15 protein-coding genes are annotated in these 24,196 nt (G+C 35.7%); 8 read left to right on the top strand and 7 right to left on the bottom strand.

Features of this window, described 5'->3' with window-relative positions; genetic code table 11:
• Positions 1-512: 512 nt before the first annotated feature.
• Positions 513-4,181: a phosphoribosylformylglycinamidine synthase gene (purL, locus tag GJU43_RS02480; protein WP_154339265.1), complete on the top strand. Its 3,669-nt coding sequence runs from the start codon at positions 513-515 to the stop codon at positions 4,179-4,181.
• 285 nt (positions 4,182-4,466) lie between these two features.
• On the opposite strand, the gene GJU43_RS02475 is transcribed toward purL, so the two are convergent.
• A complete protein-coding gene (locus GJU43_RS02475) occupies positions 4,467-4,754 on the bottom strand; it encodes a hypothetical protein (RefSeq protein ID WP_154339264.1) in 288 nt (95 codons plus the stop codon).
• 237 nt (positions 4,755-4,991) lie between these two features.
• Here GJU43_RS02475 and GJU43_RS02470 point away from each other — a divergent pair, with 237 nt between their 5' ends.
• The 5 genes from GJU43_RS02470 (at position 4,992) to GJU43_RS02450 (ending at position 14,576) form a co-directional block, all read left to right on the top strand.
• Positions 4,992-7,397 carry a TonB-dependent receptor domain-containing protein gene (locus GJU43_RS02470; protein ID WP_154339263.1) on the top strand — a complete coding sequence of 802 codons (2,406 nt, stop codon included), beginning with the start codon at positions 4,992-4,994 and terminating at the stop codon, positions 7,395-7,397.
• Between the two features lie 147 nt (positions 7,398-7,544).
• Positions 7,545-7,979 (top strand): hypothetical protein, encoded by a 435-nt coding sequence (locus tag GJU43_RS02465; protein WP_154339262.1) that lies wholly within the window; start codon positions 7,545-7,547, stop codon positions 7,977-7,979.
• 171 nt (positions 7,980-8,150) lie between these two features.
• Positions 8,151-9,932, top strand: coding sequence for a long-chain fatty acid--CoA ligase (locus GJU43_RS02460; protein WP_154339261.1), 1,782 nt, complete (start codon positions 8,151-8,153; stop codon positions 9,930-9,932).
• Positions 9,933-10,151: 219 nt separating this feature from the next.
• Positions 10,152-13,241: a DUF6493 family protein gene (locus GJU43_RS02455; RefSeq protein WP_154339260.1), complete on the top strand. Its 3,090-nt coding sequence runs from the start codon at positions 10,152-10,154 to the stop codon at positions 13,239-13,241.
• Between the two features lie 6 nt (positions 13,242-13,247).
• Complete coding sequence (locus tag GJU43_RS02450; protein ID WP_154339259.1) at positions 13,248-14,576, top strand: SWIM zinc finger family protein; 1,329 nt, start codon at positions 13,248-13,250, stop codon at positions 14,574-14,576.
• A gap of 118 nt (positions 14,577-14,694) precedes the next feature.
• Here the strand turns inward: GJU43_RS02450 and GJU43_RS02445 are convergent, their stop codons facing one another.
• The 4 genes from GJU43_RS02445 to GJU43_RS02430 all read right to left on the bottom strand — a co-directional run bounded on the left by GJU43_RS02445 (position 14,695) and on the right by GJU43_RS02430 (position 18,612).
• Positions 14,695-15,420, bottom strand: coding sequence for a peptidylprolyl isomerase (locus GJU43_RS02445; protein WP_154339258.1), 726 nt, complete (start codon positions 15,418-15,420; stop codon positions 14,695-14,697).
• 299 nt (positions 15,421-15,719) lie between these two features.
• Positions 15,720-17,186 (bottom strand): tyrosinase family protein, encoded by a 1,467-nt coding sequence (locus GJU43_RS02440; RefSeq protein WP_154339257.1) that lies wholly within the window; start codon positions 17,184-17,186, stop codon positions 15,720-15,722.
• A 38-nt stretch (positions 17,187-17,224) separates the two neighbouring features.
• Positions 17,225-17,653 carry a hypothetical protein gene (locus GJU43_RS02435; protein WP_154339256.1) on the bottom strand — a complete coding sequence of 143 codons (429 nt, stop codon included), beginning with the start codon at positions 17,651-17,653 and terminating at the stop codon, positions 17,225-17,227.
• A gap of 17 nt (positions 17,654-17,670) precedes the next feature.
• Positions 17,671-18,612 carry a multicopper oxidase domain-containing protein gene (locus tag GJU43_RS02430; protein ID WP_154339255.1) on the bottom strand — a complete coding sequence of 314 codons (942 nt, stop codon included), beginning with the start codon at positions 18,610-18,612 and terminating at the stop codon, positions 17,671-17,673.
• A 558-nt stretch (positions 18,613-19,170) separates the two neighbouring features.
• Here GJU43_RS02430 and GJU43_RS02425 point away from each other — a divergent pair.
• A complete protein-coding gene (locus GJU43_RS02425) occupies positions 19,171-19,710 on the top strand; it encodes a hypothetical protein (protein WP_154339254.1) in 540 nt (179 codons plus the stop codon).
• A gap of 161 nt (positions 19,711-19,871) precedes the next feature.
• On the top strand, positions 19,872-20,270 hold the full coding sequence (locus tag GJU43_RS02420) for a helix-turn-helix domain-containing protein (RefSeq protein WP_154339253.1): 399 nt from the start codon (positions 19,872-19,874) through the stop codon (positions 20,268-20,270).
• Between the two features lie 135 nt (positions 20,271-20,405).
• Here the strand turns inward: GJU43_RS02420 and GJU43_RS02415 are convergent, their stop codons facing one another.
• Positions 20,406-23,072, bottom strand: a complete 2,667-nt coding sequence (locus GJU43_RS02415; RefSeq protein WP_154339252.1) for a DEAD/DEAH box helicase — start codon at positions 23,070-23,072, stop codon at positions 20,406-20,408.
• Complete coding sequence (locus GJU43_RS02410) at positions 23,069-24,013, bottom strand: DUF1837 domain-containing protein (protein WP_154339251.1); 945 nt, start codon at positions 24,011-24,013, stop codon at positions 23,069-23,071. Before GJU43_RS02410 ends, GJU43_RS02415 begins: the two co-directional genes overlap by 4 nt.
• Positions 24,014-24,196: the final 183 nt, after the last annotated feature.

Here is a 24,196-nt window from a genome sequence, read left to right as displayed (position 1 = left end):
TCAATCAAGATAGATAGAAAACCTTCCATAAAAGCTAAATATAAAATTTAATTTTCCCGCAGATTTTGCAGATGGAGCAGATTTATTTGGTTGCACTATTATAAATCTGTGAAATCTTTTACTAATCCTTGTATCTGCGTAATCTGCAAGATCTGCGGGAGATTAAAAAACAAAACACAATCTAACTTCTTAAATGAACTTACATCACTTACATGGTCAAAAAAATAGCGTCAATTTTGCACGCAAAGTCGCAAAGCCGCAAAGTTTTTTATTTGCCACGCTTAAATTCAAACTTTGTCCCCTTTGCACCTTTGTCCCTTTGTACCTTTGTCCCTTTGTCCCTTTGTCCCTTTGTCCCTTTGTCCCTTTGTCCCTTTGTCCCTTTGAACCTTTGAACACTTATATGGTCAAAAAAAAGCAGTTGCATTTTTTTTAAAAAGACTTCGTTTTCAAATTTGCGCTTACTATTTATTTACACTAAATTTGCACCTCAATACAACAAACTACACAAAATGATCCATTTCTTTGAAAACCAAAGCAAAACTGTTTTTGCAGTACAAACGCAAAACGAAATTTCGGCTCAAGACATTTCAAAACTAAACTGGCTTTTTGCCAACTCCAATAAGATCGAAAAATCCGCGCTGTCGGATTTTTTTGTTGGTCCCCGCGCCACGATGATCACACCCTGGAGTACAAATGCTGTAGAGATTACTCAGAATATGGGTATTCCGGGCATCATCAGAATTGAAGAATTTCATCCGGCAACGGAAGATTTTACTGATTTTGATCCAATGCTTTCTCAAAAATTCAGCCAGCTGGATCAGGAAATTTTTACGATCAACGTACAGCCGGAACCTATTCTGGAAATCGATGATATTGCCACTTACAATAAAGTAGAAGGTTTGGCTTTAAGCCAGGAAGAAGTAGATTACTTAGACAATCTTGCAGCAAAACTGGGAAGAAAACTAACCGATTCTGAGATTTTTGCTTTTTCACAAGCCAATTCAGAACACTGTCGCCACAAGATCTTCAACGGAACTTTTGTCATTGACGGTGAAGAAAAAGAAACTTCTTTATTCAAATTAATCAAGAAAACATCACAGGAAAACCCTAACGATATTGTTTCTGCTTACAAAGACAACGTTGCTTTTGTAAAAGGACCAAAAGTGCAGCAGTTTGCACCAAAATCAGCTGACAAACCGGACTTTTATGAAGTAAAGGAATTTGATTCCGTTATTTCATTAAAAGCAGAAACACACAATTTCCCAACAACAGTTGAACCTTTCAACGGAGCCGCAACAGGCTCGGGAGGAGAAATCCGTGACCGTTTAGCAGGTGGTCAGGGTTCTTTGCCATTGGCAGGAACTGCAGTTTATATGACTTCGTATTCCCGTTTAAAATCTGATTCCGCTCAGGATGACAGAAAATGGGAGAATGCAGTTGAAGAAAGAAAATGGCTGTACCAGACGCCAATGGACATTTTAATCAAAGCTTCCAACGGGGCTTCTGATTTTGGAAATAAATTCGGGCAACCGTTAATTACAGGTTCGGTTTTAACTTTCGAACACCAGGAAAACGACCGCAAAATTGGTTACGATAAAGTAATCATGCAGGCGGGCGGAATTGGTTACGGAAAACTGGATCAATCGATCAAAAAGAAACCACAGGAAGGCGACAAAATCGTTATTCTGGGTGGAGAAAATTATAGAATCGGAATGGGTGGTGCTGCAGTTTCTTCTGCAGATACCGGAGCTTTTGGTTCAGGAATTGAGTTAAACGCAATCCAGCGTTCAAATCCGGAAATGCAAAAACGTGCGGCTAACGCCATTCGTGGTTTGGTGGAAAGCGATCATAACCCAATTGTTTCGATTCACGATCACGGTGCAGGTGGACACCTAAACTGTCTTTCGGAATTGGTGGAAGAAACCGGAGGATTAATCGATTTGGATAAATTACCGGTTGGAGACCCGACACTTTCTGCAAAAGAAATTATCGGAAACGAGTCTCAGGAAAGAATGGGACTGGTAATCGGTCAGAAAGATATTGACATTTTACAACGAATTGCCGACAGAGAGCGTTCGCCAATGTATCAGGTTGGAGATGTAACGGGAGACCACCGTTTTACTTTCGAATCCAAATCAAATGGTTCAAAACCGATGGATTATGCATTGGAAGATTTCTTCGGAAGTTCTCCTAAAACGATCATGACCGATAAAACAATCGACAGAAAATATGCTGATGTTTCGTATACAGCGAATGATTTCGAAAGTTATTTAAAAGACGTTTTACGTTTAGAAGCAGTGGGTTCAAAAGACTGGCTGACGAATAAAGTAGACCGTTGCGTAGGAGGAAAAGTAGCCAAACAACAAAATGCAGGACCGTTACAATTGCCATTGAACAATGTGGGTGTAATGGCTTTGGATTATTTAGGAAAAGAAGGAATCGCTACTTCTATCGGCCACGCTCCTATCGCTGCTTTGATTGATCCGGTGGCAGGAAGCCGAAATGCTATTGCCGAATCGTTATCCAACATTGTATGGGCTCCGATTAAAGACGGAATAAAAGGAATTTCATTATCAGCCAACTGGATGTGGGCCTGTAAAAACGAAGGAGAAGATGCCCGTTTGTACGCTGCCGTTGAAGGCTGTTCTGAATTTGCAATCGAATTGGGAATCAACATTCCAACCGGAAAAGATTCACTTTCGATGAAACAAAAATATCCAAACGACGAAGTAATCGCGCCGGGAACGGTTATTATTTCTGCGGGAGGAAACTGTATCGATATCAAAAAAGTAGTAGAACCTGTTTTACAGAAAAACGGAGATTCTATTTATTATATCAATTTGTCTCAGGATGCTTTCAAATTAGGAGGTTCCTCTTTTGCACAAATCAGAAATACGATCGGAAAAGAAACGTCTACCATAAAAGACGCTTCATTCTTTAAAACGGCATTCAACACGATTCAGGAATTAATTTTAGACGATCAGATCCTGGCAGGACACGATATCGGAAGTGGTGGTTTAATCACTACTTTATTAGAAATGTGTTTCGCGGATGTAAATCTGGGTGCTAAAATTGATTTTTCTGCTTTCGCGGAAAAAGATTTGTTGAAAATCCTTTTTGCCGAAAACATCGGAATTGTTTTTCAGGCCAAATCAGATGCAGCTGTTGAAGCTAAATTAAAAGGAAACAATATCGAATTCTTCAAAATTGGTTCCGTGCAAAGTACGCCAAGTTTGGAATTTGGAATTTATAATTTGGATATTGCGAAGTACAGAGACATTTGGTTCGAAACTTCTTACTTATTAGACCAGAAACAATCTAAAAACGGAAGAGCTCAGGCCCGTTTTGAAAATTATAAAAATCAGGTTTTAAACTATACTTTCCCGGCACATTTTACAGGAAAAAAACCAATAATCGACGCTTCGAAACCAAAACCTAAGGCCGCTATTATTCGTGAAAAAGGAAGTAATTCCGAGCGTGAAATGGCAAACGCCATGTACTTAGCAGGATTTGATGTAAAAGACGTTCACATGACCGATTTGATTTCAGGTCGTGAAACTTTAGAAGACATTCAGTTTATCGGTGCTGTGGGAGGATTCTCCAATTCAGACGTTTTAGGTTCTGCCAAAGGCTGGGCCGGAGCTTTCTTATACAACGAAAAAGCAAAAACAGCTTTGGATAATTTCTTCAAAAGAGAAGACACGTTATCTGTGGGAATCTGTAACGGCTGCCAGTTGTTTATGGAATTGGAAGTAATCAATCCGGAGCATGAAGTACACGGAAAATTATTGCATAACGAAAGCCAGAAACACGAAAGTATCTTTACTTCTGTAAAAGTTCAGGAGAACAATTCGGTGATGTTATCAACATTGGCCGGAAGTACTTTAGGAGTTTGGGTTTCTCACGGAGAAGGAAAATTCAATTTGCCTTTAGCCGAAGAAAACTACAACATTGTTTCTAAATACGCTTACGAAGGGTATCCGGCAAACCCAAATGGTTCTGATTACAACACCGCCATGATGTGTGACAAAACCGGAAGACATTTGGTGATGATGCCTCATATCGAGCGTTCAACGTTCCAATGGAACTGGGCACACTACCCGAAAGACAGAAACGACGAGGTTTCCCCTTGGCATGAAGCTTTTGTCAATGCCAGAAAATGGATTGAGAAAAACTAAAAATATATTTTTATTGTTGAAAGCGCCCGATAAACACGGGCGTTTTTTTTTGCCACGAATTGCACGAATTCTCACGAATTTTTAATTTTTTTTTAAATAACCACTCCCATAGCTATCGGAATAAAGGTTTAAAATAATTATTAAAACGGCTCAATTATTTGCAATAAGCAAATAGTTAATTCGTGAAAATTCGTGCAATTCGTGGCAAAAACCCTCACATGCACCTTTAAAAATAAATTGTAAAAAATTGCCCCGACGCTATCCCTATTAGCCGGGGCATTTTTTTTAACGTTTTAGTGAGGAAGCGATTCCGGTCGCCATATTCGATACTCCGAAAGCAAACAATCCGGCAGCAATCGCACGCTGGCCTGCAAAAAACTGATTTTCTACAATAGCATTGCTAAAGAAATGCCCGCCTATTAATCCAGCCACCAGTCCTAAAACAATAAGACTGATATGACGCCATGGTTCCGGATCCGGTGGAGGTGGCGGCCATTTTTTTAATAAATCCCTTAACCATCCCGGATAACCTGTACCGCACCATCCCATTATCAAAAAGAAAGTTGTTTCCATTTTTTATATTTTTAAAATAACGCCTACTCTTTTGCTTTTCGGCTTACGCTTTTAATTCATTTCAAAACTACCATCTGCAGGCTTGATGTCTCTTATGTTACTTCCTGTTTTTTACAGGGGAAAAAGACCCTTTTTTTTTGCATGGCAATGAAACCTTAAAACAGGCTAAGCTTAATTTAATGCTATCTTAAGCCAGTTTATTTCAGTGTATTTCATTCGATAAATATCTTTGTCTTTATGAAAATTTACCTGCAAAAAATAACACTGCTCATCTTCTTATTTAGCATAAGCCCATATACATTCAGTCAAAATTCAGCTGCTGTAAAAGGAACTGTAACCGACGGGAAGCTTCCCGTAGAATTTGTTGACGTTGTGCTCAGAAGCAGCAACGACTCCACTAAAGTAGTTTCGTATGCCGTGACCGATGCTTCAGGCAATTTTTTACTCGAAAATATAGCTTCAGGTGATTATCAGTTGCAATTCAGGTTAATCGGATTTAAAACCGTCTCCCAAAAAATAAAATTAGCAGGCGCACCGCTCAGTCTCGGGACAATTGTGTTACAAAATGACACCCACGTATTGAATGCAGTGACCGTAAATTCAAGAAAAAAACAAATTCAGAAAACAGACGAAGGCTTTGTTTTTAATGCGGCTTCGAATATTTCACAAACCGGCGGAACTGTCACAGATATGCTGAAAAGTATTCCGACCGTTGCCGTTGACGCAGATGGTGCTATTTCACTCAGAGGAAAAACACCCATGATTCTAATTAATGGAAAAAACTCTGCCCTTACCAATATGGATCAGATTGCGGCAAGCAGCATCGAAAGCATTGAAGTCATCAGCAATCCGACGGCAAAATACGATGCCAATGCAGAAAGCGGCATTATCAATATTAAACTTAAAAAAAACAACCAAAACGGTCTTAACGGTGCGGTAGTGCTGGGCGGTGGTTTTGGAGCCAAAGGCCGAATGAACAGTTCCGTACAATTGAACCAGAAAACAGAAAAATGGAATTTCGGTCTGGCCTATGACAATCGTTTTGCCGGAAGAACTAAAAAAATAAAAGGAGACCGAACCAATTATTTTATCGATGACCAACATTTAATTACGCAAAACAGAAATGACGAGCGTACGGAAGGCCTGCAAAATTTAAAATTCGATGTTGATTTTGCCCCGGACGAAAGAAATACGTTTTCTTTTGAAGCACTTGGGAATTTAGAAACTCAGGATAATGATGAAACCTTACAGACAAAAGTCAACACCAATACCAATGCTTTTTTCTCTAATAACACCAGGCATTCCTTGGAACTAGAACGTTCGAAAGTAGCCGAATTCGCTTTTAATTATGACCGTAAATTTTCTGATGACCGCAAAATCCTGAATGCAGGAATTACTTCTTCTTATAATTTCCACAGGGAAAACACTAATATTGACACGAATAATTACGATGAAAATGAAATATTGACCGGAAATCCTTTTTTGCAAAGAACCCATAATTATGAAAAAGAGAATATCTCAAATGCTACACTCAACTATACATTTCCCGTTGCAGAAAAATCAATAATCGAAACGGGGTACAAAGGAACCTTCCGATTTTTCAATTCCGATTTTCAAAGTTCAGATCAAATCAATAACGATTATGTAATTAATCCGCTGGCCAGCAACATTTTTGATTTTGATGAGCAAATAAACGCCGTTTACGGAATGCTGAATTCCTTTATTGGACCTACAGAAAATCCAAAATGGAAATACAACCTGGGGATTCGTGGCGAGCAGGTTTCGAATAGCGGAAAAACACAAAACAACAGTGATGCTTTTTCCAATCAGTATCTTAAACTATTTCCCTCGGCTTCTTTGCAGCTGAACTTAAAATCCGATGAATTCTTAAAATTCGGGTACAGCAAGCGTATCAATCGTCCTGATTTAGACAATCTGAATCCGTTTGTTGACATCACCGATGCTTTGAATCCGCATACCGGAAATCCCAATTTAAAGCCTGAAATCATCCATATCGTTGAAATGAGTTACAATGCAGCATGGGATCACTATTCTTTTTCGACCAACGCTTTTTACAGGAATGCTAACAACACGATCAAACAATATGCAACGCTTCAGGACAATGGTGTTGTTTTACTGCGACCTGAAAACATTGGGAAAACAATTACCTATGGTGTAGAAACTATTTTCAGTTTTAAACCCTTTCCTTTTTATGATGCCAACATTAGTGTAACGGCTTTTCAGCAAAACATAAAGGCAGACAACCTGGCTCAGGACGTGGTTCAGAATGCTTTTAGCTGGTACGGAAAAATGATTCATAATTTTATTCCGTGGAAAGGCGCTAAACTGCAGCTCATCGGCAATTACAATTCGGCACTGGCAACTCCGCAGGGAAAACGAATTCCGGTTTATAATGCTGACCTGGGTTTTCAGCAAAAATTAGGAAAAGGAAATGCGCGTTTAGGCCTTGTGGTTACCGATATATTCAATACACTTGAAAGCGGTTATAAAAACACTACTTCCCTCTTTAACGGCAACCGGACTTCCAAATCAGACACCAGGGCGTTGCTGCTGACTTTTGCCTATACGTTCAAATCTGATTTTAAAGAAAAACTACTCGAAAATCAATTTTCAACCGAGTAATTTCCCTTTGGAAATGAATTGTTTAAAAAAAATCTCATTCTTGTAATTTGGATTCATTTTTTTATAGAAATTTGAACTATATTCGCCTAAAAAATCCTGCCACGGGATTTTTTTGAAGGCCCAAAAACAACTAAAACCTACATAGAAATGAAAATTTTAAAAGCATTCCTTTTTGCATTATTTTTTATTGCTACCCAATCCTATTCACAAGATATTACTATAGATAAAATCCTTTACAAAGGCCGTGAGCGTTATATCACCACTACTATTGAATATCCGATACAGGGAACTTTTTTACCTATCGGGCAAAAAGAGCCCAGCACGGTATTAAATCCGGACGGTACAGGAGTGATTCAGAACGACGATTTAAGCAAGAAAAAGATCAACTGGGGAATTGAATGTACCGAAGAAGGTGTTCCCGTTTTTAAGGAAGGCTTCAACAGTAAATCCTATACGTTCTGGTACCGAACCAATGACAGTGATGAGTGGAACTACACCCAGCTTTCTATTCATTTCGCCAAAAAGAAAATGTTCCTGATGGGAGAAAGAGTAAAAAGCTACGAAGATTTTAATGTGCAGTAAATTGCAGTCCTCAAATTAAACATTTCTTTCTTTTTCCGAAAATTTGCTATTAAAAAGAAAACGATTTCGTTGATTTTTAATAGTACCTATAATTTTTGCCATAAAATTTCATAAAACTAAAAATTATACCCATTTTTTATTTAATTTGCGGTAAAATTCAATATATTAAACATGGTTTCAATCACACGCCTTTTTGATTTTCCTTATTATCAACAAGAAACTTACGACCTTCCGGTTGCTCTGGCTACCAAAAAAAATGGAGTCTGGGAAAAAACATCCACTCAGGAATATATTGCAAAAGCAAATGCCGTATCAAGAGCATTATTGCGTATGGGCGTTCAGAAAGAGGATAAAATTGCCTTAATCACTTCAAATAACCGCATGGAATGGAATATCATGGATATTGGTATTTTACAGACCGGGGCACAGAACGTTCCAATTTATCCAACCATTGCCGAAGAGGATTACGAATATATTTTAAACCACAGCGGAAGCATTTACTGTTTCGTTTCCGATGACGAAGTACTTCAGAAAGTAAATGCCATAAAAGCCAACGTTCCGACGTTAAAAGAGGTGTATTCCTTTAACGAAATTGCAGGCTGCAAACACTGGTCTGAATTACTGACTTTAGGGGCTGACGAAAGCAATCAGTCTGAAGTGGAAGCGAGAAAAGACAGCATAAAGGCAGATGATTTAGCCACTATTATTTATACCTCAGGAACGACGGGAAAACCAAAAGGCGTAATGCTATCCCACCACAACATTGTTTCGAATGTTTTGGACAGTGCACCGAGAATTCCTTTTGATCCGGGGAAAAGCACCGCATTGAGCTTCCTTCCTATTTGTCATATTTTTGAAAGAATGATTTTATACATCTATCAGTATTATGGCGTTTCGGTATATTTTGGAGAATCTATTGACAAAATCAGCGATAACCTGAAAGAAGTAAAACCAACCGTGATTACGGCTGTTCCAAGACTTCTGGAAAAAGTTTACGATAAAATTTACGCGAAAGGTGGCGAATTAACCGGCATCAAGAAAAAATTATTCTTCTGGGCTATCGATTTAGGTTTAAAATACGAACCTTACGGAGCCAATGGTTTCTGGTATGAATTCCAGTTAAAAATTGCCAGAAAACTTATTTTCAGCAAATGGAAAGAAGGTTTGGGAGGCAATTTAGATTTAATGGTTTCCGGAAGTGCTGCTTTACAGCCCCGTTTAACAAGAGTTTTTGCCGCTGCCGAAATTCCGGTTATGGAAGGGTACGGTTTATCTGAAACATCACCGGTAATTGCCGTAAACGACCAAAGAAACAAAGGTTTCAAAATAGGAACGGTTGGAAAAGTAATACGCAACGTAGAAGTAAAAATTGCCCAGGACGGAGAAATCCTCTGCAAAGGACCAAACGTAATGTTAGGCTACTTCAAAGACCCTGAAAAAACAGCAGAAGCTTTACAGGACGGGTATTTCCACACCGGGGATATCGGAGAAATTGACAGCGAAGGCTTCCTTAAAATTACAGACCGTAAGAAAGAAATGTTCAAAACCTCAGGCGGAAAATACATCGCGCCGCAATTGATCGAAAATGCCATGAAACAATCCCGTTTTATTGAGCAGATCATGGTCATTGGTGAAGGCGAAAAAATGCCGGCTGCTTTTATTCAGCCTAACTTTGAATTCGTAAAAGAATGGGCTAAAATCCATAAAATTACTTTAGGAAGTTCCAATGCCGAAATCGCTTCCAATGCGGATGTCATCAAACGCATCGACGAAGAAATCGAAGGAATCAACGAAAAATTCGGTCACTGGGAAAAAATCAAACGTTTTGAGTTAACTCCCGATGTCTGGTCTATTGATGGCGGTCAGCTTACTCCAACTTTAAAATTGAAACGTAAAATCATCAAAGAAATCTACAAAGATCTTTACGCTAAAATTTACGGGCAAAATTCATAATCAAAATACTATAACCAACGAAAAACGGCTGTCAGATGACAGCCGTTTTTTTTTTTTATAATAACCACTTCTTTCATCTATACACCAGTGATTTCATCATTGTACCACTTATTTCATCCTTCAGTAATTTTCTGTGATAACAAATTAAATTCGCGTGGATTTTGGCACCAAAAGGTTTCTTAATTTCAAATTTTACGCCACCCTTTCATTAACACAGACATGAAAAAACACTTAAAATACATAGATGGAAATTCCGATAAGTTCTGGCAAATTGACGTTACAGGATTAGAATATACTGTGACTTATGGAAAAAACGGAACTTCAGGAACTACTCAAACCAAAACATTTGCTACAGACGCAGAATGTTTAAAATCAGCGGAAAAATTACTAGCCGAAAAAATTAAAAAAGGATATTCTGAAACTGGTGATGTTAGTGTAACTTCAAAAGCAAAAGCGTCTAAAAGCACTACTGTTGATGAACTTCTAAAGGAATACGACGAAATCATACAATCTAACAATATCGATTTATTGTTGCCCTTTCTGAAAGAAAAATCAAAAGGAAATCTTGAAGTATTAAAAAAACATATCAAAAAATACAGACGTCACTGGATAACGGGAACTATAACTATATGGTGGAAACAAAAAGACATTATTACCCTTAGCGCAATAGCATTATTCGATAAAACTGATATTAATCCCTGGGAGGAAGCTATAACATTACTGAACAAAATAGATGAGAAACCACAAATACTTGATATTTTAATTTGGGCAAAACCAAACTGGCTGGAAACTTTTATCTTAGGAATTTTAAAAAGACAGAGCTGGGTTGGTTTCCACTATCACAATCTCCGTAAACTGGAAGATCTTGGTTTAATTAAATTTAATCCCGAATTATATACCTTAAGTTTATCAACAACCAGTGACCACAACGTAAAAATAATGACCGATTTTATTTTGCCACTATTGAATGATAAAACGGCTTATCAAAGGGATATTCCAGAGTTGTTTAATTACGAAACAAATTTACATCACTATTACTTCTGGAAAAATGATACCCGCATTTACACCTGGATCGTTATTTACAAATCGTTGTTAGATGATAAAAAAATGGGGCGTGCTTTTTTTATTGAAAATGCCATCCAGATTCAAACCAAAGAATGGGACAATGCTTTGAAATTGTTTTTTAGAAAAAGAATCGAAGAATTAAATCTTACAGCTGATGAACTGATCCTTCATCAGGAAAAAATATTTTCGCTTTTACAATATGCCTACTCTCCTATTACCAGTTACGGAATGGAACTGGTTAAAAAAATATACGATCATCCTAAATTTAAAACTAAATCGTTTCTGGAATGGCTCGAACCTTTAATGATGCGAAGCGACTGCAAAGCCGGTATTAAAAATGCTTTACCCATTCTTGAAAAATTAAATAAGACAAACCCGAAATTAAACCATACCATTGCTTCGCTTATTGCAGATGTTTATGTAATAGCGGATTTGGCTTTACAAGAACGTGCTACCAAAATTATCACTAAAATTGCGAATCCAAAAGATCAGGCGCTGAAAGAAAAGTTATCGTCTTATGTCACTTTAATGCGGGGAAATATAAAGTCTGGATTGACGTATTTTTTAGACAAAGACGCTTTCACTATTGACGATTCTGCATTAGAAGAATATATTTTTAAACCTCAAAAAAAGCTATTACTTACAGAAGAAGTTGTATTGCCAAAAAACTGGAATGATATCGTTTTTCAGTTTGGGAATTTCATTAATTCGGAAGAATTTTTAGATACCGAAATTTTAATGAATACCTATATCACGCAGAGGGATTTATTTCCGGCAGATTATACTTCCCAATTACAGCCTTATGAAAAACAACTGCAAAAGAAATATTTCGAGATTGTCCACAAAGATTATATGATAGCCTTATTGCTTGAAAAAATTAGAAATATTAATCGCAAAACTAAATTTGAAAGCAGGAATTGTTATACAAGAACAATAATCAATATTCTAATATCAATTCGGACGTTATTAGAGAAGGTACAGCAAAAAATAGATTCAAATTCTGCCTTGCCTTTGCTATCCTTCCCAAGTCACAAGCCCTATTGGATTGCTCCAAAGATTTTATTACAAAGAATTATTGACTATCAAACTACAAACGAAGCCATCGACTCCGTAGATTTAGCCATCGCAATTGCCCGTATGCCCAGAGAAAATGTATCTGAAGCGATTCCGTTATTAGATCAGATCGAAGGAGAGTTGAAACCGTTATTATCGTTTTGCCTTGGTGTTACTGAAAAGATAAAATTAGATACCGGATCAATTTTATTGAAATTATTAGCTACTATAGGAAAAGCAACCGGGGAAGACGACAATTTATCGCTTTGGGCAGTCGCCGCCAGAACTTTTTATCCTACCCATACTTTCCCGGAATTTGAAAACACGTACTTAAAAGAGATTCCGTTTGTAGTGGCTCCTTTTAAACCGGAGATTACTTTTAAAGAGCTATGGTACGAATGGGAGAATTACGAAACCAAAGAAAAAGAGCGAAGTCCATCCTGGTACGAACTACGATTTGATTTACCGCATCATTCAAAAGTTCCGAATTATTTATTGTATAGCCTTGATGCTTTTAAGCGATCAGACCGATATGATTGGGATAATTTGACTTCTCAGGAAAGATTATACAAATATCTGGATAGTAATAATTACTTGCTTAACTCTGCGGGCAACACTTATTACTGGCACAGCTTAACACCTCAAAATGCAGATGCTCTTTCCTTACTACTATTGCAAATCTGTAAGAACACCGATGGTGATGGCACGAAATCAGAATTAAAAGCATTTCTGGACATCATCAATCGGCCTGAGTTTCAATTTTCAGATAGTAGTCTACTTGTCTACGCCTGTTGTTTCTTTCAAAAACAGAAAGAGTTACGTTTGCAGGCCTCCGAAGTTTTAATTAACCTCATCGAAAAACAAGCTATTGATGTTGCGCTTTTTGCCCAGAAAACAGCCTTTCTCACAAACGGAAAATATGGTGTGTTTTTAAGATTAGTCGAGGGATTAATTGCCCTGAAGGATGTTTCGCCCTTACATAATAATGCCTTATTGAAGTTATTAAACTCGTTCTTTGAAAATCTTGATTTAAAAGAAAAATTACCAACCAACTTCAGGAAAATAGTAGAAAACTATCTGGATATTTTGACCAAAACCAATCAGAAACCATCGGCCAAAGCCCTGGTATTCTTTGAACAATGGAAAGATAATGCGTCGCTTAAATCATTGATTAAGCAAATTTTAAAATAAAGAAAAATGACAGATCTCGAATATAATTACAAAGGAATTTCAACGTACAGCAAAGCAAAAGGCATCAACAATCTGGTTCTGGCCCATCAGACCGAAATTGAAGAAGTTAATAACATTCCGTGTTTTTTCTGGGGAAGCCTGACCGATCCTTATGTCACGGCAAAATGCTGGACAACGATTGCCAAAGTAGTCCGTTCCAGTTTTGGGCCAATTCCGCCAAGTCTGCGCGATCCTATTGTATCGGCAGGATCTGAGCGATTGCGTTTCGAAGGTTTTTCGTCCTGCAATGGTGTGTACGTACGGCTGGATATGAAACCTGAAGCGATTGACGGTGAATTTATTGCCAACGGAACCACGAATGTCGATTTTAATGATCCGATGCTGAATGCCTTAAATGCGATTCAGAAAAACGAAAAAGTAACCCTTGCCGTGGGTCAGCAGGAAGTTCAGGTGATAACCAGCAAAGCAAAAGTGACCGAGAAAAAAGTAACCTTACCCATGCGTTGGATAAAAGGTTTAACAAGCGTTCAGCTGTATCTGGCAGATATGGATCTGAAGTTTGAACTGAATAAAATTCAGACCATCCAATTGTTTCAGAGTTTACCAAAAGGTTCTGTAAAGGGCGATTTTTTCATGACCAAAAGAGCCGAGAAATTTATGTTTTCGACTTTGGCTACAGCCGACAGCGTTCGAATTGGCGGCGTACAAAGATTGCGTCTGTTAGAAGGAATTCTGGCTATTGTAGATAAAATTTATATTTATGAATCGTCAGACAAACAAACGTGTGCAATAGTCGCCGAATTTGGAAAAATGCAGCTTTTAATGGCCTTTTCTCCCGATTCGTACCGTGGCTTTTCAGGAGAAGGAAATGTACTGGAAACCATGACCGAAAACTTACCCATAGAATGGGTGTACGGATTAAACAGTTTATTAAAATCGAATGAAACTTTTGACCCCACCATGCTTTCTATCGAAAACGATATTGATTTTGGTACTATGGATAATCTGACTTCCAACTTATCATCGATGGGATTATTGGGTTATGATGTAAGCGAAAAAGCACATTTCTACCGACGTCTTCCTTTTAAAACCGAGCGTATTTTATCGCTAAACCCAAGGCTTAAAAATGCCAAAAAACTTATTGCTAACGAAGACATCGAAATCGTCGAACGAAGAGCCGATTATATCGAAGCCAAAGTAAAAGGTTCGGGCGTTTTACACAAGGTAATTATCGACAATAACTCGCAAAGATGTACCTGCGACTGGTTTACGGCTTATCAGGGCACAAGAGGAATCTGCAAACACATTTTGGGAGTGAAGATGATGATTTCTTAGAAATTATACTTTTATATAAAATAAAAATCGCCCTGATGTTGGGGCGATTTTAGATGCAGCTTATACGGATTCGCTTTCGCGAAAATGCCTATTTATACAGTTTTTTTTTAGATTGTTGTTAGTCAAGTACACTCAAAATATAAAGAATCGATTTAGGCAAATCATTATAGGTTTTCAAAACAACATAATACCATCTATTTTCAGGAATATCAACTTCAAACAAATCATTCTTTTTATGGCATTTAATTGCATCTTCGAATGCTTTATACATAGTTCCTTCATTAAACCATCCTAAATCACCTTTGTTAACATTACTATCCATACTATAAGTAGCGACTAATTCTCCAAAGGACTTCCCTTTTTTGTATAGTTTGATAATTTCTTGTCTTTTTTTATTAATATTATCATTAGTCAATTTACTGCCATCTAAATAAATATAACTTACTCTCATCGAGATAATAGGTTCCGTTTTTACAATTCTATTTTTATCGATCATGTCTTTTTCAAGAAATCTATTTTTGTAATAATCTAGACTATCAGTAGTAATTTCTAAGGTTCTAATTTCTGCTTTTGGATTTAATTGAATAAAACTCTCAGCTTCTTCAATAGAATTAATTTTTTCCAGATTTTGAGAAGAAGCAATAGTTAAATAAAAAAAGTTAAGCCCAATCAGTAAGCATTTCATCATAATATTATAGTTATTTATTTTTTTTTCTTTTGATATACTGTTTTCGCTAAGTCTTTTTGCTTGTGCTCTTGCTTTTTCTAAGGTAACGGGAGATTGTCTGGATAGTACTTCCATGCCTAACCTGGCTCTTTCCTGAAATGATATTTTGTAGTTCATCTTTCATGATTTTGCATACTGCAAATATAGAAATAAATAGTAATTAACGCGTTGGGGGTAATGTACTGAAACGCTGATGTGATCTGAAAAACAAATACATAAAAATTATAAATTTGAATCAAACATTTTTACTCTTATAGAAATGAATGTCACCCTGAGCGGAGTCGAAGGCTTTTTTGCATGAAAAGGGCTTCGACTCCGCTCAGCCTGACACCCGTTTTGAATTACACCCAACGGGTTAATGCAAAACGGCCGTCAGATGACAGCCGTTTTTTTATTCCTTTAGTATTGTTTTATGCTTAATTAGCCTTCGTTACACTAATTTTTTCCAGTGTTACTTTAGCATCTCCGGCTCCGGATTTTTTTATGATAATTTCGAAGTTCTTGTCGGTATTGGCTAAGTCATCTGAAATATAGTACGAGAAATTCACTTTTATCCCGTCTTCGCTTATCGGATGGTCGTCTTCCATGCCATGATCGTGGGCTACTCCAAAGAAAGTCATTGTGCCTACATACTGATCTGCTTTGCCCGGATATCTAAGGAAAACGGTATAATAATCTTTAGGTTCTTTGTACACCGATACACTTAAATTCAGGACTAATTTAGAATTGGCACTTTTAAAAACTTTATTCGTGCTTTTGGCGAATGTGCTGGTTACTTTATGGCTAAAAGCACTAGTCCCAAGCACCTTCCCTATTTTCTGTTCCCAGACCACCTGCTCTTTTGAATCCTGAAAGGCAATTTTCTTTTTTGCAGTTGATTCATTAGAAGCTAAAACAGGAGTCTTGGATCCGTAAAGCAGGTTATCATATTTATAATCCAGATTAAAAACAATCTTGTATACTTCCTCCATCGTATAAGTAATATGTTTGCCATCGGGAGTGATAAACTCATAAGGCCACGGATTCGCTTTTAGGTCTTCAAGACTCGGACGCCGGCCATAAGCCGAAACATCCCAGGATTCCCAAATACGGTCAATCATACTATGATGTAACCAAAAAACAGGGTCGAATCCGGCAGACGGAACATTGGCCATTAAACCTGAATATTCTTTCTGGTAGATTTCGTTATAATACGTTTCGCTCGGACTGGCGTATTCTCCTCCTATAAGATCGTGCATGTAGCCATGAGGAGCGATTTCGAGACTTTTGCTAAATCCGGCCTTTCCGCTAAAAGAAGGGTTGGTTTGCAATTCTCCCAGTGACGCCTGAATCTGATCGACCTGATCCTTAAGAATAGGCTGCCCGTTGTTCAGGATACTGTATCGCGCTGCCGTATACAAAGAACCCGATTTGTCTGTTAATTGTGCCGGCATAATATTCTCGTCAACTATTTTACTGCCGTAATTCCAGTACGGAAGGGCAAAATCTTCTTTTCCGGATAATTCACGTACAATTTTTTCTAAGTACCAAATGTACATTCTGTGCCATAAAAGAAAATTCAAAGACGCACTGTCTGATCCGTTGTGCGTACAATCGGCCCATGCCCATAGTTTATCTTTACTGCTCTGATACTGCGGGCAAAGTACATTTTTGCCATTAATCACAGTCGGAATATTGTGTATGGCACCCTGATAATACCAGGCCAGGCCATTATCGCAGCCCATGGCGCGCATTTTTTCAAAAGCGGTATTCATGGCTACCAGATTGGCCTTTCCTTCAGGCGTATCAACATTCCAACGCGTATATTTCGCATTGGCATTACCCTGACCAAAGGATAATCCTGTGATCAGCATAATAAAGAATAAGTTCGTAATTTTTTTCATGTTGTTTGTTTTTGGGTGAATATTAATTATTTAGTTCCTTAAAGCACTTCGACTTCAAAGGTTAAAATCTTGGCATACTCCGGATTCGCTTTATCGTAAATCTTAAATTTTACAATACCATTGCCCTTTTTATTTTCCGGAATGACATGTATGGCAATAAATCCCTGCTGATCTGCATTGAGTTTATTAAAAGATGAACCTTTTGGAATTCCGATCTGGCAGGCACCATGCTGGCACATCGAACAATCCCATTCTTTAGGAAACGTATTCGACACCGTTTCCCAAACCAGATAGATGGGTTTATTGGAAATGTTTTCGACCTTAATTTTAGAAATATCCAGTCGTTTCGTTTTCAAAACGCTCTCTTTATTGGTGGCATTGCCCACTACCGTAAAAGTAGGTTTGCTCTGTGCAAAGGAGAACGAAAACGAAAAAAGGAGTATGAAATAAAATAGTGTTGTTTTCATAAGGATTGGTTTTAATATTAATAAAATACCGGAATACCGGCGTTGTAGCTTATTTTTTTGGAAACCGGATCTGTAAAGTGATAGCCGATTTTTTCCTGGTCTGAAACATTTTCTAAAAAAACCTCCAGCTCCATACATTCGCCCGGAGGAAGCTGTACTTTAAACGCTCCGGAAAATATGTTCAGGTTCTTCTCATTTCCGTAAATGAGCCTGACTTTTGCCTGAGGCGGAAACTGTATTTCATTTCGGTACAACCCCGCATTGACCAGACGCAGCAACACGGCCTCTTTTTTGTTTGCCAATACTTGCAGGCCTTTATTTTTAGTGGCGATCTGGCCATTAATCAAAAAGTACTGCGGTTTGTAATCCGGCAGTACTACCGGCTTATTGCTCGTATCGTATGCCGTACCCATAATCGCATCGGTATGCCATTTCGGATCAATTTCAGTACTGCACCATAATACCTCAGCCAAAGCTTTAGCAGGTAAAACATCGGTTTCTTTCGGACGTATGATAATGACCCCAAACATGCCTGCCTGAAGATTAAACGGATAATTTTCAGGACTATAATACAGGTACGTTCCTGCTTTTTGAGCCACAAAAGAATAAAACCCGTGTTCCATATGGTGCACCGGCTCTTTTTTGGTCATGACTTCATTTTCGGCAGTACACTGTACAAATTCAATATCCCGGCAATACAACGACACCGGATTTCCCTGCGAAATATTCCAGAAATCAATATTGATACTCTCTCCCACTTTCATATCGATCTCCGATCCCGGCAAGGTAACCTGTCCCGAAAGCGAGTTTGTAAAACCAAAAGTCCGAATCGGTGCCTTTTTTTCAATGAGCAGCTTTCCTGTGGTACGGCCAATAATTAATCGTTCGTTTTGAGAAAACAAAAAGGTGCTGACGAATAAAAAAGAAAATACCAGTGTAATTTGATTCCGTTTTTTCATTTCTAAACTCTCATTAATGTGGACTGTATTGTGTTTGCTACTTCAAATTTAGAGCTATTACGAATTAAAAAACTGCGTACAAATACCTGTTTTTGTAGTAAAAATCCCAGTTTAAGATTATCCTAATTTCCTGTCTAGATGAGGATTCCCGGAATGAAGTCTTATTTTTATAAGAAAAATATTTCTTTTTATTGTAGTATTCGGACTTATAAAGAATTTGATTCCCGTTTTAGCCAAATCTGCCACAGGTTCTCATCGAAAAATATTTTTTACTACATTTGTTAAAAATGTAATCTTTTTATTACATTTGTTTCTGTCAAAAAAATGACAGCTGAAAAATTTCTGTTGTAAAACAAAAATCCAAATAAAATGTACAACAGTTCTGTTGTAAAAATTCTGTTGTGATAATAAATTACAACAAAAAAATTACAACAATTTTGTTGGAGAAATTTATGTTGAAATAATAATTACAACAAAAAAATCTACAACAACCGTGTTGTAAAAAGAGAATAAAAATTAAATGGTAAACCATATTAAAATACAATAACCATAAGCTGAATGATGAAAGAGGAGAAACAAATTGGAGAACTATTTGGATTACGGCAAAATGAAATAGCCAACATAGTGGGTGTATCGCAAGGGCTCTGGTCGATGCATGCAATAGGAAGACGTCTGCTGCCTACAAGAGCCTACCTAAGACTGGCCAAAATGATCCTTTTTGAAGAACAACAAAAAAATAACCCTCCTGCTGTACGGCAACTGCAACCAGAAGAAAGGAAGCACTGGGAAGACAAGCTAAACCTCAACCAAATTACTCAACATAACATTATGAAAAAACTCAGAGAACATCAGGAAAAATACGAGCCTGCGCGGAAAGGTTTGGAGCTTCTTGCTTTTGTAACAGACGAATCACAGGCTGCTGATTTTGTGGCAGACGAAATGGAAAAAAGACGCAAAGACAAATTTTTCCCGGTCGTAAAAGCACGATTAGAGGGCGTTATCGAGAGAAACAGCCTTCACCTCCAGGAACAGTACGAATTAAAACTCCAGGTACTGCAATTCGAGGAAAAGTGCCTGAAAGAGAAACTGTCTTTTTAGAGTCGCAGTTTACAGTCACGGTTTACAGTCGCAGTTTGCATTTTCACATCTAACGGCTAACCCAAAACTCATAACCCATAACTTCTAACATTTTCACATTATCTAATTATCTAATTACCAAATTATCTTATTTTTTTATTCATAATTATTATCTTTGAACTATGAGCACAGCAACCAAACCCAGACACATTGGCCGAAACATAAGCCGAATCAGAGAACTTCGCGGTATGAAACAAGAAATACTTGGAGAAGCTATTGGAACAAGCCAGAAAAATATTTCCGTTATTGAATCCAGCGAAACTGTTGATCCCGAAAAACTGAAAGAAATTGCAAAAGCACTTGGTGTTACGGTAGAAGCTATTGAAAACTTTTCGGAAGAATCTGTTTTTAGTTATTTCAATAACTTTTATGATAATAGTACTAATCAAGGTCAGATAAATGGTCCAAACCATAATTGTACTTTCAATCCTCTTGATAAAGTGGTGGAACTTTACGAACGTTTGGTTCAGGCAGAAAAGGATAAGGTGGAGTATTTAGAAAAATTGATGAAAGGGAAGTAATATTTTTTTTCTTATATATAAAATGCGCAATGGGAATTGCGCATTTTTTTACGTTTCTACGAGTTGGCAAGCCTTTTAAAGCTTGTTAGAACAAGCAAATGAAGTATATTTTATAATCGTTACACTGAAAATATACTACTCTTCATCTTGAAGTAAGAAACCCTTTCTTTTCAGATATTTATTATAAACATTTTTAATCTTCAATTCTTTTTGTTTTGACAACCAACCTATTGGATTTTCAATTTCTTCATCTGGAATGAGACTATAAATTTTTATTGCTATTGATCTAGAAATTCCCTTAGAAATAAGAAGCAAAACTAAACTGTTACTAGTCCCTAATTCCAGCATCGTAGGTAATGAGATGCTATAGTTATGCTTTTCTAATTCTTCTTCATTTAACATTGACTTTAGAACATCGGAAAGCAATTTTGTATATTTAACTAAAACATAGCTTATAATTGATGAATAAACTTTTATTACTTCATTTATTGTTTTATTGATATCGCCTTTATTTTCCTTATCAATTTTTCCAATCTTATCTGCATTAAAATTGATTTCTCTTATTATAAGATCTTTGAAACTTCTATTATCTAACCATAAAATTGCATAGAAAACCATTTGGGCTAAAGATCTAGAAATTTTATGTTTAAAATATGCTTCATTATTAAAATCAAATATTTCGTCAAGTTTAAATAAAATATTTTTTAATTGTCCATAAAAGTTACTATCAATATGTGCTTTTTTTGACAAAACATCTCTCGTCCACCTAGCATTAAAATTCTTGTGTTTGTGAAAAACCCAATTTTCTATTCCTTCTTCTTTTATTTTTAAATAAAGTTTATTTTGAAGTTCGGGATCAATGCCTGGATTTAATTTTAATAGCTCCTTAGGCATTTTAATATCTTTTAACTTTATTGAAAGATTTGCATTTATAGAGTCAATGGTATTTTCTTCTACATTTTTACCTTTAAGATAATCTGAAAGAATTTGATCCCCTTCAAGATATTTTAATTTTAAAAAAATAACAGCAAATTCAATATTCTTTTTACCTATATCTATTGGCTGATTTAATGCTTCTACTAATTCATTGATTGGATATTTTAATATTTTATTAATAGCGGGAACTATTTCTTTATCAGGTTCATTTTCGAAGAAATCTTCAGCCCAAATTTCTTCTTCTTTTTCTATACAAATAATTGTTCCTGTTAATGCATCTCTAATTCTACCTGCACGACCAATAATATTTCCGAATTCAAATTTACTAAGATCTTGACTATCTTTTTTGGGATAGGGAATAAAGACTTTTTCTGCAGGTAAATTTACTCCTTCAACCAATGTCGATGTACAAATAATATTTTCAAGATAACCGTTTGCAAAAAGATATTCTAACTCAGATCTTATAATTTCGGGTAATTTACCATGATGAAATCCTGATTTAATTTTTAATACGTCAATTAAATAATAATCTGGATGAATTTCTTCTTTTATTAAATCGATTAATTCAAATATTTCATCGCTTAGCTCGATTTTTTTATTATCGCTGTTCTTAGCAAGAGTTAAATGATTTGAAAAACTCTCAACGTAGTTCCCTTTTGGTAGATAAATAATATTTTTGCTTTTTGCACCAAACTGTAATAAAACTTTTACAGTTGCTTTAAGTCTGTTATTTGTAATTTCTTTAGCATAATTAAAATTAATAGGAACAATAATTGAATTTATTAATTCTTCCTGAAAGAAAATTTTAGCTAATACTGTATTACTATTTTTACTTGGTGGTTTTAAACTAATTTTTAATTGAAATACAGGAGAAAACATTGTTTTAAGATTTTCGCTAATCTCTTTAAACATTAATTTTAATAAAGCATCTGGATTATTCAAAAATGGACCTGCAATTATTTTGCGAGAATCTTTCCAATTAGCCTCTATTTCATTAACCAAATATTCAAAAAGAAATCCTCTATTTCCATCATCCTCTACATTTTGCACTTCATCGATAAAAATTAAATCAGGAGAAAATTTATTCTTATAAGAATACTGCATTAACTTCAAAGTCCTTTCCGGAGTTAAAATAAAAATTTCTTTATCGGAAAACTGTTTTATATCTTCGTTATCATTTTCAATAAAGGCAGTATTAATACTGACATCTTCGTTAAGGATCTTTTTAAAATCTTCTGAAACTTGAGAAATTAAAGCTCTAGTGGGCACTATATAAACTACAAAAAATGAAGATTTATTTAAAAAAGTTTGTCTAATATAATTTTGTATAATAAATGATTTTCCAGCTGAAGTTGGTGCAGAAATAGCAGTATTATGATTAGTTTTACTTAATACATTCCATAAAAATTTTTGATAATCTGAACCAATTATTTTTTTACTTCCACTATCAATTTCATTTAAAGCAATTTTGGAGCCCAATTCAAAATCCATTACAGTACCAAAACTAACATCAAAAAATAAATTCCCCGAAATTGAATTTATTGTTACAAGTTCTTTAAAAAACTTAGCCGCAATTAAATTACCTGATCTAGATAAAATAATATATGCTACCTTTCTATATTCTTTTGAATCATATTCTAAAAAAAGAGCAATCCCAAATACTGAGCTTAAATATTTATCATTTTCTTCTGTACTTGTAGAAATAATAGTAGCTAACCATATCGCCTTATCTAAATTATTTTTATCTATTTTATTTTTATCAACTTCAACATCTAACTCTGAATAAAATCTATTAGTTATTAGTGAATTCAAAACAGATTTAAAAACTGGATGATTTTTTGCTGAATCTATTGTTGAATTAGTCATTCTTTCTCCTCTCTTTTAAATTTTTTTCCATTGTGGAAAACTTGGTAACACATTTCCCTAAAAGAGCTAACATTCTGCACGGGCATCATAAAGAATTCAAGTGTAATATCTGATATATCTGGTAATGATTGTTTAACATATTGTGATCTTCTATTTTTGACTGATCTAATTAATTTCAAAACTTGATTTTCCACTTCTATTAAATCACCATTTATTATTTTATCAATTTTTCCTTCTTGATACATCAAAAAGGCAGGATAACAAATGCTATATTCCTTAAATCCTTCTTGTTTCGTTCTAAGGCTTTGATAAATTAGATCTAAATCATTTTCATCCAAATTATTTAAATCTCTACTTAAATGCTTTTTTGCAACTTCTAATTCTCTATCTATTGCACCTGAATTATTAATATATCTTTTTAATGAATCCATTACATCACTAACGCAAACATTAAAATTATTTCGCATTTTTGATTCTCCAATTAATATAGTGGCCTTATTATTAATATTTCCAATAAAAAGTCCATCTGATCCTTTAATTTGATCGTTATTATTATAAGTTTGAGCAATTTTATGAACTACCATTGGTGTTTGCAATGCAGCTTCAACAAATAAATATAACATTAGTTCACCATATCTACCATCAGTTAAAGGATCAATATCACCAAAATAACTTAAAGCTTTTTCAGTAGGAATGTATCCATCTTCAGTAAGTTCTTTTATATCCTCTTCGTCAAAAACATACTTTTCAACTTCTCCATACAAATGTTTTATAAAACCGTCAATATCTGGTTTATTATCCTTACATTTTAAACTATAAAATTTAATTTTTACTTCTTCAGATATTATTTCTTCTTCATTTAAAGTAAACCAGTTAAAAAAAACATCCTTATCAACTTTTAAAAGTTTTAACCAATCAATCTCGTTAATTTTTTTTGCCATCCAACATTAGCTTGATATTTATTATTTGTAAATATATAAAGAGTATTATTACATTTTTACGGTTTTACGTAAGTCCAATTTGGATCATAAAGATAATCTCCGCTTTCAAATATAAGTAAACAAAAAGCCTTTAAACCCAGTACAAACACCTGATTTAAAAGCCAACAAATAAAATCTCTAAAC

This window comes from Flavobacterium sp. LC2016-23 (genome assembly GCF_009674775.1).
Lineage (GTDB): Bacteria > Bacteroidota > Bacteroidia > Flavobacteriales > Flavobacteriaceae > Flavobacterium.
This window is presented reverse-complemented; position numbering and strand designations above follow the sequence as displayed.

Bases quoted from the DNA above. Each gene is read 5' to 3' on its own strand.
- GJU43_RS02440 (WP_154339257.1), bottom strand. From the start codon at position 17,186: ATGAAAAAAATTACGAACTTATTCTTTATTATGCTGATCACAGGATTA.
- GJU43_RS02410 (WP_154339251.1), bottom strand. From the start codon at position 24,013: ATGGCAAAAAAAATTAACGAGATTGATTGGTTAAAACTTTTAAAAGTT.
- GJU43_RS02470 (WP_154339263.1), top strand. From the start codon at position 4,992: ATGAAAATTTACCTGCAAAAAATAACACTGCTCATCTTCTTATTTAGC.
- GJU43_RS02460 (WP_154339261.1), top strand. From the start codon at position 8,151: ATGGTTTCAATCACACGCCTTTTTGATTTTCCTTATTATCAACAAGAA.
- GJU43_RS02455 (WP_154339260.1), top strand. From the start codon at position 10,152: ATGAAAAAACACTTAAAATACATAGATGGAAATTCCGATAAGTTCTGG.
- GJU43_RS02415 (WP_154339252.1), bottom strand. From the start codon at position 23,072: ATGACTAATTCAACAATAGATTCAGCAAAAAATCATCCAGTTTTTAAA.
- GJU43_RS02475 (WP_154339264.1), bottom strand. From the start codon at position 4,754: ATGGAAACAACTTTCTTTTTGATAATGGGATGGTGCGGTACAGGTTAT.
- GJU43_RS02435 (WP_154339256.1), bottom strand. From the start codon at position 17,653: ATGAAAACAACACTATTTTATTTCATACTCCTTTTTTCGTTTTCGTTC.
- GJU43_RS02425 (WP_154339254.1), top strand. From the start codon at position 19,171: ATGATGAAAGAGGAGAAACAAATTGGAGAACTATTTGGATTACGGCAA.
- GJU43_RS02465 (WP_154339262.1), top strand. From the start codon at position 7,545: ATGAAAATTTTAAAAGCATTCCTTTTTGCATTATTTTTTATTGCTACC.
- GJU43_RS02450 (WP_154339259.1), top strand. From the start codon at position 13,248: ATGACAGATCTCGAATATAATTACAAAGGAATTTCAACGTACAGCAAA.
- GJU43_RS02430 (WP_154339255.1), bottom strand. From the start codon at position 18,612: ATGAAAAAACGGAATCAAATTACACTGGTATTTTCTTTTTTATTCGTC.
- GJU43_RS02420 (WP_154339253.1), top strand. From the start codon at position 19,872: ATGAGCACAGCAACCAAACCCAGACACATTGGCCGAAACATAAGCCGA.
- GJU43_RS02445 (WP_154339258.1), bottom strand. From the start codon at position 15,420: ATGAACTACAAAATATCATTTCAGGAAAGAGCCAGGTTAGGCATGGAA.
- purL (WP_154339265.1), top strand. From the start codon at position 513: ATGATCCATTTCTTTGAAAACCAAAGCAAAACTGTTTTTGCAGTACAA.